The sequence below is a fragment of the Amycolatopsis sp. NBC_00345 genome (assembly GCF_036116635.1).
Classification (GTDB): domain Bacteria; phylum Actinomycetota; class Actinomycetes; order Mycobacteriales; family Pseudonocardiaceae; genus Amycolatopsis.
Genome location: NZ_CP107995.1, coordinates 8,575,254 through 8,589,105 on the forward strand (window position 1 = coordinate 8,575,254; position 13,852 = coordinate 8,589,105).

A 13,852-nucleotide genomic window follows, 5' to 3' on the forward strand; every position below is an offset into this window, starting at 1 on the left:
AGCCGATGAAGCTGGTAATGGTGGGCGGGGCGGTCGCCATGGCTGCATTCCTTTCTGCCTGCAGTGGAAACGGCGCGGCCGGAAATGCTTCTCAGGTGAAGAACGCGGCGGTTGTTCAGCCGCAAGCCAAGGCCGGTGGGGCGGCCGGGAGTTCCGCCGGAGGCTCGGCCGGCGACGTCAACTGCAGCACGAACGGCGGGCAGGTCGGCCCGGCCGGCGGCCCGATGGTGGACCTGATCGCGGTGTCGACCGAGGAAGGCACCCCGGGCTGCACCGAGGCGTTCAACGTCATCAGCGAGTACTACGCGAAGGCGCCGAACGGCGAGGGTCCGGGCCGCCGCGTGCTCGACATCGCGGGGCATTGGGACTGTGCCAAGGCCGCGGAACCGGAGGGCAGCCAGGGCGTTGTGCTCTGCGGGAAGGACGGCGGCACGGGTTTCCGCATCGAGACCGCGCCGAGCAAGGACAGCGCACCGTCGAACCAGGTGACGCAGCGGTTCCCGAACACCACGCAGACCGTGCAGTTCACCGGTTACGACACCACCGCGAACATGGCCCGGTTCCAGCTGGTGACCTGGCAGGCGGGCGGCCCGGACAACGGCCACTACGTGCCGGTCGCCGGCGACACCAAGACCTACCGGCTGCCGCTGGAGAACCACGAGCAGGTGTTCAGCGCGAGCACCGTGTGCCCCGGTGATTCGGTCACTGTGGACGGTCAGGGGCGCGGCACCAAGGCGTGCACCCCGCAGGACCTGATGCAGGCGCTGACCGGAGACACCCCGCCGCTCGCCGAAATCCAGGTCGACGGAAATGACCACATTGCCGTGGTCAAGGAGCTTTACCAGCCGTGACGGAAGTTTCGGCCGCTCGGAAATGAGGGGGATGGGCCGGTGACCGGATTCCGGTCACCGGCCCATTTCATTCAACGGGACTGGTCCGGCTCAGCCGGGGAGTTCGGCGGGCTTCGGCTCTGGGAATGCGTAGAACCGCACCGAAAGGGCGCGTGCTTCTTCGGCCGCTGCGGGTTTGCGGGCGGCGTAGCGGTGCACCAGTTCCAGGTATTCGGCCTCGAATTCTTTCAAGTCTTTGAAGCTCAGCCGCATCCCGGCGCGGCTTCCGGCGGTCCAGCCGTCGAACGTTTCGCGGCGCTCGGCGGCCCAGGCCAGCAGTCGTACCTCGCGGTCGTACTTCGCGTCCAGGTAGGCGGCCAGCGTGGGCCGGTCGGCTTCGGGGAAGTCTTCCGGTTTCGCTTCGTTCGTGCTCTGCGGGACAGGGTGCCAGCGGCCGTCGCGGGTGCGGCGGGTGTAGCCGGCGTGGGTGAGGGTGAGCAGCGCGGCCGGGACGTCGATCGACGGGACCTGTGCGCTCAGTTCGGCCGAGGTGGCGGGCATGAGGCGAAGCAGCTGCTGGTGGTTCGGGTTTGTGTGCACGGCGATGTCGCGCATGGTCAGCGGCCTCGGCCGCGCGTTGCCGGCGAGCAGGGCACGGGCCCGGAACAGCAGGAACACCGCGATGGGCACCTCGGCCAGCAGCGCGGTGCCCAGGCTTGCCCACTGGTCGGGACCACCCCAGTCGAGGACGACGTCGAACCAGGCGTCGCAGAACAGCAGCGTCGCTGTCGCGGCCAGCATTGGCACGGAGGCGCGGCTGCGGCGCATCCCGAGCACGACGGTCGAGGCGAAACACAGCAGCAGGACGATGTCGAAGCCGACCCACGCCAACCGCCACTGGCTCGTGTCGAAGCGCTCGGGCAGGGTCAGGCCGAGGTAGACGGTCCACGGCACCAGGAAGATCGCGATACCGGCAAGGATGGCGAGAAGCACGCGTCGGAACACTCGAGCAACGCTAGCCACGCCGGTGCCGGGGAACATCCGGGATGATCCCCGAGATCGACCCCGAGACCCGGGCCCGGACCAGGTAAGTGAAGAACCCTCCCCCCGGGCGCGGGCCAACGTTCCGGGAGGAGGCCTGGGCGTGGCGCGACATCGAACGAGAATTCGCCGGGGAACTGATCGGGCACGACGAGTACGACGGCAGCGGGCACCCCAAGGCCTACAGCGAACTGGAACCCTGCCCCACGCCACCGGCGTGGCGACATCCAGGTCTGGTGTCTCGGCGTCACGCAGACCCTCTGCGGTGACATCCTGACCGTCGCCGTCATCGAGCCGGATCACTACGACACCTTGTTCGCCGGTGCCGGGGTTTTATTGAGACGCCTCCTGGTACGGAGCAGCTCAGAATGAACCAGTGGACCTTGACGTGGAGGGCTTCGTTCGTGACGGCTATGTTGCTGTCCGCGGTGCTTTTGATGCGGCGACGGCGGCGGCGTGCCGGGAAGTGATCTGGGCGGCGCTGCGGGCGCGTGGCGTGCGCGAAGACGACCCCGCCGGCTGGCCGGCGTTCATGCCCGTCGATGGCCTTGGTGGTGGCCCGTTTTCCGCCGCGGGCACCTCTTCGACCCTGGTCACTGCCTATGACAGGCTGATCGGCCCTGGGCGATGGACGTCGCCGGTGGATGCCGGTGACGCTGTGGCGGTCCGCTTCCCCTCCGAGGGCCGGGCCAATGCCGGTTATCACATCGAGGGCAGCTACGAGGGGCTCGGTGGGTACTGGGTCAATGTCCGGTCCCGGGCGCGCGGGCTGCTGGCGCTGCTGCTGTTCACTGACGTCGGCCCGGATGACGCGCCGACCCGGCTGGTCAGCGGATCGCATCTGTACGTCCCGGAATTCCTGGCGCCACATGGTGAGGCGGGAACTCCCTCGGATGGCGAGTTCTGGCGGCCGTCGGTGCTGTGCAGGCCGGTCGCGCACGCGACTGGCAAGGCCGGGGATGTCTTTCTGTGCCATCCGTTCGTCGTGCACACCGCGACCTGGCCGCACCGGGGCAGCGGGCCTCGGATGATCGCCCAGCCCGCAGTGCATGTCCGCGACGGGTTCATGCTGGACGGGTCTGACCCTTCGCCGGTAGCCCAGGCGATCGTGGCCGGGCTGGCAATGGCGGACCAGGACTGATCGCACGCCGGGACGATCAGCGGACGCGGGCGACGGCCGTTCATGGCCGGCGGCCGATCGGGGCAGGCCGGCTGCCACATGCGACTGAGGCGGCGTACCCGTTGCTGTGCACGGGCGACCACCACTGCCCGCGTACGGCTTCGGCCGTGCGAGACCGGTTCAGCGCTGCAGCAGCAGTGAGAAGCCCAGGCGGGTGAGGTGGTGGTGTACGGCCTGGCCGAGGCGGTGACTGGTGACCAGGCCGGCGTTGCGCAGGGCAGTGGTGTGCTCGGAGGCGGACGAGACACTGATCCCGGCCAGGCCGGCGAGGTCGCTGGTGGTCCTCGGCTGGGCGAGGGTGCGGAGCACGGCGGCGCGGGTGCTGCCGACCAGCACGGCCAGCGCGTCGCCCTTCGACGGGCCCGGCCCGGCGCTCCGGCGGCCGGGGCGGGCGGGGTAGATGAGCACGTGCTGCGACTGGTCCTGCGGGTCCCAGGTGACGAGGGGATGGCCGGTCCAGAACGCGGAGGGCATCAGGACCAGCCCACGGCCGTGGAGGTGGACGTCCCGCTCCCACGGGTAGCGGCCGACGAGCGTCGAGCCGGTCAGGCACAGGTCGGGGCTCAGCGCGTTGAGCAGGGCGGCGAGTCCGTGCGTGCCGAGTGCGTTCACGCGGTGTGCGATGTCGTCGTGGAACCGTGCGGTCACCGACGGCCATTGCTGTGCGAGGCAGGTGGCGTGGAAGGTGCGTAACGCCCGGTCCAGCGCGTCGAGGGTGTCGGTGTCGCCTTCGGCGTAGCGGTTCAGCCAGGTGGGGATGGGGACGACGTTCATCCGCGCGATCCGGGTCAGGTTCTCGGCGTGCACCGAGGTGGCGGTGTCGCGGACGACATGGAACGCCTGTTCCGCATCGTTGGTCAGGACGTCGAGGTAAAGCGCGCGGTGCGGGGAGGGCGCCAGCTGCACCAGCGGCCGGGCGCCGGACGACAGGGCCGAATGCGCCCGAATGCGCCAGTCCGGTCGGTCATCTCCGGGCGGATACGGCCGATTCCGCAGTTCCAGCACCATCAACACCGTTTCCAGTACCGGTGCCGGCGCGCCGGCGAAACGGATGTGCGCCAGGTCCTCGGCGTCCAGATGCACTCGTAGCACGGCCAGCCCCTAAGCATTGACGATGCGACCGGAATATCGTCGACGGAGATAACGACGTTACCCTGTCGCCGGCTACAGCCGGGCATTGTCAAGACTTTTCGGGCAGCTCCGAACTGCTCGCGCCGCACAGGTTCCGTCCAGCACGATGAGCATCATCGGGACAAAATGGAGGAGTTGTCATGCGATTGAGAACAAGTTCATTGCTGGGCGCGGCTTTGTTGTCACTGCTCGCTGCCGCGACGGTCGCGAGCCCGGCGGACGCGTCCCCCGCCGCCGCGCCGTCGAGCTTTGCCGCGCAGGTAAGAGCCGCAGGCTTCTCCGCGGCCCAGGCCCGGCAGTTGCAAGGTGCGATGGATCGCGACCTGGCGACACTGGGAGGGAGGCAGGTCGCGGCCAACCGGATCATCACCGCCGACCGTTCCACGATCACCTATCCCCTCCCGGGCGAAAAGTACGCCCATGTGCTCGGTGACGGGTTGAACGGCAATGATCCCCGCACTCCGTTGGTCCTCTGCTCGTACGGCGCTTTCTGCGGATGGCCGGGTTACAACTACTCGGGTACCGGGTTCACCCACGCGAGCTGCGGTGATTTATACGAAATCCCCGACAACTTCAAAACCGGCGGATCGTGGATCAACAATCAGACGCACAATTACACGACGACATTCTGGGGTAAGGGAAATGTCTACTTGTCCATTTCGCACGCGGCGTATTTCCGTGAGCCGCACGCAAACTGGTATCCCGTGTGGTACATCTCGAACAACTGCTGATCGACCGCATCGGCCTGCGTGAGGCCACGATGAAGCCCGCGGGCGGGCGGAGGTTTGTGGGTAGACCCGAATGTCGTGCCGCTGGGTGAGCGCATTCTGCGGTCCGTTCTGGATCACGTAGTTTGCGATAGGTGATATGGATGCTCCGGGTTCGCTTTCGGACTAATGGGTTGCTCCGAAGAGTGTCGGCGGGCCGGGCGGTGGTTCTTCCAGATGTAGCGCGTCAGTTCCAGGACCAGGCCGGTTGTGCGCGCGAGGAGCCGCCACCCGTAGTGGCGGGGCCGCACCGTGCGATGAACGCGCCGGTCGGGAAGCGGCTGATCATCGAGCCACGGCCGCAGGCTCACAGCTTGACTGACTGACCGGGTCAGTCAATACTCGTCGTATGCGCGGACGGGTACCGCCGCGGCCGTTGAGCGAGATAGCCACGGCCGCGGCGCGGGTGTTCACCGAGAAGGGCTACAAGGCGGCCGGGATTTCCGATGTGGCTGCCGTGCTCGGCCTGAGCCATGGTGCCCTCTACACCTACGCGGACAGCAAAGAAACCTTGCTGTCCTTGGCAATCCGGTACCTCGCCGAGCCGGAAACACTGGACACGATGACCATCCCGGTGTCGATGCCGGGCCGGGCCGGGATCGCCGGCATCGGCGCGCGGCCGGCGGCGCCCCCCAGCGTCCCGGCGCTGGCCGCCGCGCTCCGCCGACGCACCAGGCCGGCGGCCGAGGAACTCGGCGGGATCATCGATCAGCTGTACGGGTACGTCGAGAGCAACCAGCGACTGCTCGCGCTGGTCGAGAGCTGCGCGCGGGACGTTCCGGAACTGGCAGAGCTGCACTTCGTGCGGGGCCGGCGCGGACTGCTGGACCAGCTGGGCGATTACCTGCGGAGGCGCATCAAGTCCGGGCACCTGCGCCCGGTCCCGGACATTCCGACCTCGGCCCGGTTCATCGTGGAAACCATCGCCTGGTTCGCCTGGCACCGGCACGGCGACCCGGACTCGCTGATGCTCAACGACGACGACTGCCGGCGCACCGTGCGTCATCTGCTGCTGGCCGCATTCCGGCCGTCCGGTCCTTCACTGTCGGGATCTGCTGGGGGAAAGGAAAACCGTGGCACAGACGGTAACGCTGACCGAGGAAGCTGAACCCGGCAGAGCTTGCCCACGCGTGGCGTGGCGGCAGGTCCTGCTGATCGCCGGCGTGGTCGCGGTGGTCCACCTGGCCGTGGCCGCCCGCTACGGCTGGCATCGCGACGAGTTCTACTATGTGATCACCGGTCGCCACCCGGCCTGGGGCTATGTCGACCAGCCGCCGCTGACCCCGGTGCTGGCCCGGCTGGCCGCCGCGCTGCCCGGCGGCGTGCTGCCGCTGCGCATCCTGGCCATCGCGGCGGCGGCCGGCTGCGTGCTGCTGGCCGCGAAACTCGCCGCCGAACTCGGCGGGCGGCGGCGGGCTCAGCTCATCTCGGCCGCCGCGGTGGCGGCGTGCCCGGCATACGTGGCCGCCTCGGCGCTGTTCGGGACCACCGGCACCGACCAGGTGTTCTGGCTCGCGGTGATGGTCGCGACCGCGCGGGCGCTGCGGGTCGGCACGATCCCGGCCTGGCTGCTCGCCGGCCTGCTCGCCGGACTGGGCCTGGAAAACAAGGACACCATCGCCGCGCTGCTCATCGGCATCGCGCTCGGCCTGGTCATCACCCGGCGCGCGGTGCTGCGCACCCCCGGGCCGTGGCTGGCCGCGGTGCCGGCCTTGCTGATCGCGCTGCCGAACATCCTGTGGAACGCCTCCTACGGCTGGCCGTGGCCGAACGTCCGGATGGCCGCGGTGCTGGCCGGACGGCAGGGCAGCGCCCTCACCCAGGTGCCCGAACTGCTGCTCCTGCTGACCGGCCCGCCGATGCTCCTGCTGCTGATGCTCGGTGTGCGCCAGTTGTGCGCCACGACCGGACGGCCGCACCGGTGGCTGCTGGTGGTCGCGATCACCGCGGTGACGCTCGTCGCCGTCACCGCCGGCAAGAGCTACTACGCGGCCCCGGCGCTGCCTGGCCTGTTCGCGGCCGGCGCGGTGCGGGTGGAGGCCGCGAACACGCGGCACGGCCGGCGGCGATGGCCCATCGCCATCGGCCTCACCGGAGTGCTCGCGATCCTGATCGGACTGCCCGTGCTCCCGCCGAAAATCGCGAGCATCGCGACCGGCTCGGCCAGCCCGGTGCTGGAGACCTACGGCTGGACCGATTACGTGCACCAGATCGTCACGGTCGCGGACCGTTATCCGGCCGGCACGACGATCTTCACCAGCAACTACGGCGAGGCCGGCGCGCTGACCATCCTCGGACCCTCCGCGGGCCTGCGCAATCCAGTGGGCAGCGGCCACAACGCCTACGGATTCTGGGGCCCACCCCCGGGCAGCGACGCCACCGTGTTGTGCGTCGGCGAGTTCACGCCGGCCTACCTGCACCAGTACTGGTCACAGGTGACGGAGATCGCCCCGCTCACCATGCCGGACGGCCTGTCGAACGAGGAGACCCGGCTGGGCGCGGCCATCTACCTGTGCCGGCAGCCGCACGGCACCTGGACGCAACTCTGGCCCAGCCTGAAACAACTGCGCTGAGGAGCTTCAACGACACCGTCCGCTCAGCGGCATGAGCGGATGCTCGATGGTCAACTGACCGGTCAGGTGGTTCCCTCCGGACCGGCCATCACGATGTAGCCCGCGTTGGCAGGAGGCGCCGGCTCGGCTCGGCGCAAGCGAGTGGCGCCGAGACCGGCGAGGTGCTCGCACAGGTCCGGTAAAAGCCGGTAACCACGGACATCTGCCGTGACACGGTCCGGCCGGTGGTGCCCGACGAGCCGCCCACGCTCGGCTTGTCGCACCTCGACCTCCACGCGAGCCAGCCCCAGTGGCGCGAGTCGCCGATCAGCGCGCCCCTTCGGCCCGATTGAGCTTTCCATCGGGCGAGGTTGTGGCGAGCGGTCTGGGTGCAGGGCGCCACCGGTTCGCCGGGTGTGCGCGTGACGTCTTACCAGGGCACGGTCCCGGCGGCGTCGAAGAGTCCTCCGGTCGGCCCGTCGTCCGGCAGCGTGGCGAGCCGGATGGCGGCCTTGGCGCCCTCCGCGGGTGTGCTGGTTCCGTGGAACGCGTTGAGGTCGGTCGCGACGTAACCGGGGCAGACATTGTTGATCTTGATGGTGTCGCCGAATTCCTTGGCGTACTGGACGGTGACCGCGTTGAGGAACGTCTTCGACGGCGAGTAGGCCCCGCTGGCCCCGCCGAAGTCGACGTCCGGGGCGGTCTGCAGGGCCAGCGACGCGACGTGGCTGGACTGGTTGACGATGCGCGGGTGCCCGGAGCGGCGCAGCAGCGGCAGCATGGTGTTGATGACCCGGACGACGCCGATCACGTTGGTCTCCACCACGGCCCGCAGGTTCTCGGGGGTCACGGCCGAGGGCTGGTCCGGCCACGCCCCGGCGATGCCGGCGTTGTTGACCAGCACGTCGAGCCGTCCCGCACGTTCCTCGACGAGGGCCGCGGCGGCGGCGACACTCGCGTCGTCGGTCACGTCGATCGGCACGCCGAACGCGTCGGCGCCGGCCGCGCGCAGCTTCGCCACGGCGTCCTCCCGGCGTTGCTCGTCACGGGCCCCGACACCGACGCTCCAGCCCAGCGCGCCGAGACCGGCGGCGATCTCGTAGCCGATGCCCTTGTTCGCACCGGTGACCAGTGCAATCGTCTGTTCGCTCATGCCATCGATCGTGGCGGGGGACCGGCCGGGAACCAACACCACTTCCGGACCCGCAACGATACCCGGGCGACATGGATCGGGCGGTAGCCTGAGCCGGTGGAGACGCGGGAGCTGCAATGCTTCGTCGCGGTCGCCGAGGAACTGCACTTCGGCCGGGCCGCCGAGCGGCTGGGCATCGCCCAGCCGCCGCTGTCGCGCACGATCGCCCGGCTCGAGCGGCGGCTCGGCGTCGCGTTGCTGGAACGCACCAGCCGCAAGGTCTCGCTCACCGAAGCCGGGTCGGTGCTGCTGGCCGAAGGCCGCGTGATCCTCGGCGCGGTGGCCGCGGCCGAGCGGCACACCCAGCGCGCCGCGACGAGCCGGCCCACCCTCGTCCTGGCCGCGAAGGCCGGAGCGGGCGGCGAACTGCTGGCGAAACTGCTCGACGCGTACGCCGCCGAACCGGACGCCGCCGCCGTCGACCTGTTGCTCTGCGAATCCCAGCCGCACCAGCCCCTGCACGACGGCCGGGCCGACGTGGCACTGCTGCACCAGCCCTTCGACCCGACGGCCGGGCTCGACACGGAAGTCCTGATCGCCGAAGGCCAGATCGCCATCCTGCCCACGTCACATCCACTGGCGGTCCGGCCGCACGTCCGGCTGGCGGAGGTCACCGCGTTGCCGGATCTCCCGCTCGCCCGCTGGCCCGGACCCGATGGCACCTACCCCGAGGGCCCCGGCGCGGAAGTGCACAACCAGACGCAGCTGTTCCAGCTGATCGCGCTCGGCCGCACCACCGTGGTCATGCCCGAGTCCACCCGCGCCAACCTGCTCGAAGGCCTGGCCGCCGTGCCGGTCCTGGACGCACCGACCGTGACGACGGTCATCGCCTGGCCGCCACACAGCCGCTCTCAAGCACTCGCCGCATTGGTCCGGGTGGCCACCCGCCTCTGAGCTTTCGTTCCCGTACCCTCTGCCAGCTGCGAACGCATATCACCGTCAGCCGCCAGATCCGCTCGGCCGCGCTGGTCGCCACCGGGATCCTGCGGCTCTTGCGTGAGTTCGACGACGACCCCAACGCAGACCGCCGGTTCCGCGCCCCGCTATGCGGGGGATCCGCAACCCATCCGGATGTCTCCAGCAACCCCAGGATGGAACGGTAGAAGGCAGGTCCGGCGACGCCCAGCGTCTCCGGGTGACAAGCCCGGCAAAAATCGCCGCTGACCTGCATGCCCTGCGGGCCGGTCTCACCGGTCATCTTCGCCAGGGGCCAGCCGTTTTGAGCTGACGGGAGCGCGGCGGACGATGGCCCGCATGCTGTGACCCCGCTCAGCCAGGCCGGTTGAGCGGGGCGATGTACGGCCTGTTCAGACGCCGAGGCGGCTGTAGAGGCGGCTGGCGAGGGTGGCGGCGAGCTGGTTGAGGTGCGCGGTGGGGTCGAGCTGGGCGTACTGGCCCAGCAATTCCGCCACGGCGCGCGCCTCGCTCTCCGAGAGCAGCGTGATCCACCGTTCGCGATGTCCCTGCTCGACCAGCCTGGCGAGGACGCGGGCGTAGTCCTGGTGGTCGTGTACACCGTCGAGGCCGAACGGGTCCTGGGGTGCGAACGGGTCCTGTGGCGCGATGGAGTCGGTCATCCCGCATCACCCTTCAGTGTGTCGTCCTCCGCAGGCGGTCCGCGCTGACCTGCGATTCTCTGGTTCCGGCGGTCTTCTACGCCGGAGTCGGGAGCAAATCTATGACGACGGAGGTAGACATTCAACCTCAGGCGTGTGTAGTGTTCTGCTCATACCGAGAGAGACAACGTCAAGCAGGCGCGGGAGATGACGAACTACCCGCGAAGTGAGACAAGGCGGTCAGGCAGGACGAAGCCAATCTGTGGACAGGCTTCGGCTGGTGGCCGGGGAAGTACCGGGATCGGGCAGTGAAGAAGTGAATGGCAAGGCCGGTCCCGGCGCAGTAGCGCAAGTGCAGTAACGCAATGGCAAGACAGGTAGTGGCAGGAACGGTCAGGTGGCCGGAGCCGATCGTTGACGGGGCTCCGGGCAGTGGCCAGCGGCGTGACGCGTGCTGGGGCCGATCAGTGGAAGGGCTCCAGCCGGTGACGCTCGCAGCAGTCGCAGTACACGAAGTGATGCAAGGTAAGGGAACACTGGAAGGAAGGGAAAGGGCACATCATTGGATCGCCCGCTGCGGCCGGGTAGCTGTGCCGCGCGGGTACCGCAGTCCCATCAGATTGGAAGGTGGTTCTCGGTTACGAGTAAGCGATCTCCGTATCGTCCGCCTCTCGGGCGGACACCGCGGATACCGGAAACTGGCCTCACGGCCGGTTGACAATGGTGAAACCCAACCCCTGGGACCCCGGGTGCCGAATAGGCATCCGGGGTCCCTTGTGATGTGGAGGTGGAATGATTCCTGACCCACGCGAGACCCCCGCTCCCGGTTCGGGCGGGGCCGACAAGTTCGACGACGACCAATACCCCGCCTACACGATGGGCCGGGCCGCCGAGATGATCGGCGCGACGCAGGGGTTCCTGCGCAGCCTCGACGAGGCCGGGTTCCTGGCGCCGCAGCGCTCCGCCGGCGGGCACCGGCGCTACTCCCGCCACCAGCTCCGCCTCGCCGCGCGCGTGCGGGAACTGGTCGACCACGGCACCGGCCTCGACGCCGCCTGCCGCATCGTCACCCTCGAAGACCAGCTCCACGACGCCCAGCGCGAGAACACCGAACTCCGCTCCGCCGACTGACCTACCGGGTGTGCCGCCGAACCGCGCGGCACACCCCACCGGGCCGGCCCCGCTGTCCAGTGCCGTTGGGCGAGGTGAGCAGTTACTCGTCCTCATCCGCGTCCTCAGCTGACAGCGGCCTCGACGACGGCCCGGGCAGCCAGTCCGACGCCCGAACCACGGCCAAGGAATCCGCCCGAGTGCCTGATGGACGATATATGTCGGATCCGAGCCGCCCGACGACGTCGTCATCCTACGATCGGATTACGCCTCGCGAATCCACGAAGGCTGCGGTACGGGCCGCGTAACCACAGAACGAGGACGACGTTCGGGCCTCCCGTCCACCGCCTTCGCGCCCGCATCACCCAGGCTCGACGTCGGCTCGGTCCCAGCCACCGGCACCGTCGCCACCAGCACCTCGGCCCCACCGAACTGCATCGGCACAGCCTGACCAGTCGCCAGAACTCCCTCCATCAGCCCAGATGACGTCCGCTCATCGGCATGTGCGCGCGTTCGGTTAACGCGCGCGATGCGGCAGAGGATGTTCGATCGGGGGCGTTGTGGAGGTTTAGCCTCTGCAGGGCCGTTGGACGCTCAGCACCAGGGCAGGCGTAGGGCTTCCAGTTCGGCTGCTGCTTGGAGTGCCCCGACCAGCGAGGTCGGGCCGGCCACTTTGGTGCCGCAGAGATCCCAATCAGACCAGGTGATCCAGGAGTGATCGGCTGCCCACATGTTCGACGGTGAGCCGGCTCCGCTGGGGTGGTCGTAGAGGTCGACGGCGTCGCCGAGCAGGCCCGAGACGGTGACTCCGGTGTCGAACTCCCCGCTGACGCCGGGGCCGAAGTAGGCCACGCACGGGGTGTCGCTCCCGTTCCGGCACCATGCGAGCAGGACGTCGATCAGTGCTCGCCACGACTCCCGGTCGAGGGAGCCCTCGGCGGGCGGGCGGACACTCACCGGCCAACTCCCACTGGTGCGCGCGCCGCCCAGACTGCGATAGCTCGGGTAGTCGCCCTCGATCACCACCGGCTGATCCAGCCGAGCAGCCAGCTCGGCCCAGCGCAATCTCTCCCACCCCACACCGGGATGCTCGGAGCGGCCCAGGCCGGCCCCGGTGAGCACCGCCCCGGCATCGAGGTCGACCCCATCAACGAAGGTCGGCCGCTCGAGACCTTCGGCCAGCCGCTGCCGCCAGCGTTGATCATAGGTGAGTTCGACCGCGTCCGACCCACGCTCGTACATCGCGTGCAGCAGCCACACCGCATCCGGTCGCGAACCGACCTCGTACCCACACCACCCGACATCAGTCTCCGGCGTGCCGAGCCACGAGACCAGCTCCCGACCAGCGGCATCCCAACTCACAGCGAGATTCTAACCAACGCCGAGCAACGTGACCGACCACGCAAACGCCCACCCATCAGCCAACCCCGCTCTACTGAGGGGATTCGCGAATTACGGTGTCAAGATCCCCCGGTCTCCCGAGCCCGTGTGCCGCGGTGGGCCTCGCCGCGGGGAGCACTATCTTCACCAGCCGCAGGCCACCGACAGAAGTGCAGAAGTGCAGAAGGTTATCGCGCTGGCAACTGGCGAACGCCGCGTTCCCGAATGACCGCTCAGCGGCAGACGGGGATGTGTGACTGCGATCGGAATCAGCGGGTGCCAACTGTGTCCACCGGATCGCCACGGCACCATTCGATTCCGCTTGGATTCGCCCCAGCTCCGCAGCTGGTCAGTCGAGGTGACGATATGACCACCGGGGTCGCTTCCGTCACGGCCTCGTTCTTCGGCCACTCACTCGGCCTGGTTGGGTTGGTCGGGTGCGCAGCTGATCAGCAGCTGGGCGGTGTGTGCGATGTGGTCGCGCAGCAGGTTCTGCGCTTGGCCGGCATCGCGCGCGAGCACGGCGTCGAGTAGCGCTCGATGCTCGGCGGCGACGTCGCGGCCGGGTTCGTTGCCCAAAGACACCGACCACTGCCGGTACAGCTCGGCCTCCTGCCGCAACGACCGTGCCGCGTCGAGCAGCCGCTGGTTGCGGCAGCCGGCCAGCAGCGCGTGGTGGAAGGCCGCGTGCGCCTGCGACCACTCGTCGGACAGGTGGTCCGGATCGGCCGGGTCGCGATACGGCGCGCGTTCCAGAAGGTGGTGCGCGGCAACGGCATCGGCCTCCCAGCGCATGTCGCCTTCCCGCACCGACAGCCCCAATACCAGGGATTCGATCTCCGCCCGCGCCTGTGTCAGCTCGGCTAGATCGTGATGGGACAGCGGCCGGACCAGGTAACCCTGACGCGGCCTGGCCATCACCAGCCCTTCGGCGACCAGTCTCGTCAGCGCCTCGCGGGTGGCACCGACGCTCACTTGGTAGCGGTCGGCCAGGTCCGGGAACTTGAGCCGGTCGCCCGGTACCAGGCGACCGGCGAGGATGTCGGCGCGCAACGCCTGGTGGATGCCGTCGGTGCGGGTCGCTCCGCCGCTCTTGGTCATGCCCTCCACCCT

13 protein-coding genes are annotated in these 13,852 nt (G+C 69.0%); 7 read left to right on the forward strand and 6 right to left on the reverse strand.

Annotated elements, in window-relative coordinates; genetic code table 11:
• Positions 1-95 precede the first annotated feature (95 nt).
• Complete coding sequence (locus OG943_RS38825; RefSeq protein WP_328605894.1) at positions 96-851, forward strand: hypothetical protein; 756 nt, start codon at positions 96-98, stop codon at positions 849-851.
• Between the two features lie 90 nt (positions 852-941).
• Here the strand turns inward: OG943_RS38825 and OG943_RS38830 are convergent, their stop codons facing one another.
• The gene (locus OG943_RS38830) at positions 942-1,871 is read right to left on the reverse strand and encodes a hypothetical protein (protein WP_328605895.1); all 930 of its coding nucleotides are present in this window, start codon (positions 1,869-1,871) and stop codon (positions 942-944) included.
• A gap of 376 nt (positions 1,872-2,247) precedes the next feature.
• On the opposite strand from OG943_RS38830, the gene OG943_RS38835 reads away from it, so the two are divergent.
• Positions 2,248-3,012: a phytanoyl-CoA dioxygenase family protein gene (locus OG943_RS38835; protein WP_328605896.1), complete on the forward strand. Its 765-nt coding sequence runs from the start codon at positions 2,248-2,250 to the stop codon at positions 3,010-3,012.
• Between the two features lie 159 nt (positions 3,013-3,171).
• Here OG943_RS38835 and OG943_RS38840 read toward each other — a convergent pair whose 3' ends face one another.
• A complete protein-coding gene (locus tag OG943_RS38840; protein ID WP_328605897.1) occupies positions 3,172-4,143 on the reverse strand; it encodes an ArsR/SmtB family transcription factor in 972 nt (323 codons plus the stop codon).
• A gap of 179 nt (positions 4,144-4,322) precedes the next feature.
• On the opposite strand from OG943_RS38840, the gene OG943_RS38845 reads away from it, so the two are divergent.
• The 3 genes from OG943_RS38845 to OG943_RS38855 all read left to right on the forward strand — a co-directional run bounded on the left by OG943_RS38845 (position 4,323) and on the right by OG943_RS38855 (position 7,522).
• On the forward strand, positions 4,323-4,913 hold the full coding sequence (locus OG943_RS38845; RefSeq protein WP_328605898.1) for a hypothetical protein: 591 nt from the start codon (positions 4,323-4,325) through the stop codon (positions 4,911-4,913).
• A 385-nt stretch (positions 4,914-5,298) separates the two neighbouring features.
• Positions 5,299-6,057 (forward strand): TetR/AcrR family transcriptional regulator, encoded by a 759-nt coding sequence (locus OG943_RS38850; RefSeq protein ID WP_328605899.1) that lies wholly within the window; start codon positions 5,299-5,301, stop codon positions 6,055-6,057.
• The gene (locus OG943_RS38855) at positions 6,023-7,522 is read left to right on the forward strand and encodes a glycosyltransferase family 39 protein (RefSeq protein ID WP_328605900.1); all 1,500 of its coding nucleotides are present in this window, start codon (positions 6,023-6,025) and stop codon (positions 7,520-7,522) included. The genes OG943_RS38850 and OG943_RS38855 overlap by 35 nt, the downstream gene beginning before the upstream one ends.
• A 409-nt stretch (positions 7,523-7,931) precedes the next feature.
• On the opposite strand, the gene OG943_RS38860 is transcribed toward OG943_RS38855, so the two are convergent.
• Entirely contained in the window at positions 7,932-8,654 is a 723-nt protein-coding gene (locus OG943_RS38860) for an SDR family NAD(P)-dependent oxidoreductase (RefSeq protein WP_328605901.1), read from the reverse strand.
• Between the two features lie 96 nt (positions 8,655-8,750).
• On the opposite strand from OG943_RS38860, the gene OG943_RS38865 reads away from it, so the two are divergent.
• Positions 8,751-9,587 (forward strand): LysR family transcriptional regulator, encoded by an 837-nt coding sequence (locus tag OG943_RS38865; protein WP_328605902.1) that lies wholly within the window; start codon positions 8,751-8,753, stop codon positions 9,585-9,587.
• Positions 9,588-10,000: 413 nt separating this feature from the next.
• On the opposite strand, the gene OG943_RS38870 is transcribed toward OG943_RS38865, so the two are convergent.
• Entirely contained in the window at positions 10,001-10,270 is a 270-nt protein-coding gene (locus OG943_RS38870) for a hypothetical protein (RefSeq protein ID WP_328605903.1), read from the reverse strand.
• A 771-nt stretch (positions 10,271-11,041) separates the two neighbouring features.
• Here OG943_RS38870 and OG943_RS38875 point away from each other — a divergent pair.
• Positions 11,042-11,380, forward strand: coding sequence for a MerR family transcriptional regulator (locus OG943_RS38875; protein WP_328605904.1), 339 nt, complete (start codon positions 11,042-11,044; stop codon positions 11,378-11,380).
• Between the two features lie 573 nt (positions 11,381-11,953).
• Here the strand turns inward: OG943_RS38875 and OG943_RS38880 are convergent.
• Together OG943_RS38880 and OG943_RS38885 are read right to left on the reverse strand one after the other, a co-directional pair.
• A complete protein-coding gene (locus tag OG943_RS38880; RefSeq protein WP_328605905.1) occupies positions 11,954-12,721 on the reverse strand; it encodes a hypothetical protein in 768 nt (255 codons plus the stop codon).
• Positions 12,722-13,150: 429 nt separating this feature from the next.
• Positions 13,151-13,840, reverse strand: a complete 690-nt coding sequence (locus tag OG943_RS38885; RefSeq protein ID WP_328605906.1) for a GntR family transcriptional regulator — start codon at positions 13,838-13,840, stop codon at positions 13,151-13,153.
• Positions 13,841-13,852: the final 12 nt, after the last annotated feature.

Bases quoted from the DNA above. Each gene is read 5' to 3' on its own strand.
- OG943_RS38830 (WP_328605895.1), bottom strand. From the start codon at position 1,871: ATGTTCCCCGGCACCGGCGTGGCTAGCGTTGCTCGAGTGTTCCGACGC.
- OG943_RS38845 (WP_328605898.1), top strand. From the start codon at position 4,323: ATGCGATTGAGAACAAGTTCATTGCTGGGCGCGGCTTTGTTGTCACTG.
- OG943_RS38850 (WP_328605899.1), top strand. From the start codon at position 5,299: ATGCGCGGACGGGTACCGCCGCGGCCGTTGAGCGAGATAGCCACGGCC.
- OG943_RS38860 (WP_328605901.1), bottom strand. From the start codon at position 8,654: ATGAGCGAACAGACGATTGCACTGGTCACCGGTGCGAACAAGGGCATC.
- OG943_RS38870 (WP_328605903.1), bottom strand. From the start codon at position 10,270: ATGACCGACTCCATCGCGCCACAGGACCCGTTCGCACCCCAGGACCCG.
- OG943_RS38875 (WP_328605904.1), top strand. From the start codon at position 11,042: ATGATTCCTGACCCACGCGAGACCCCCGCTCCCGGTTCGGGCGGGGCC.
- OG943_RS38885 (WP_328605906.1), bottom strand. From the start codon at position 13,840: ATGACCAAGAGCGGCGGAGCGACCCGCACCGACGGCATCCACCAGGCG.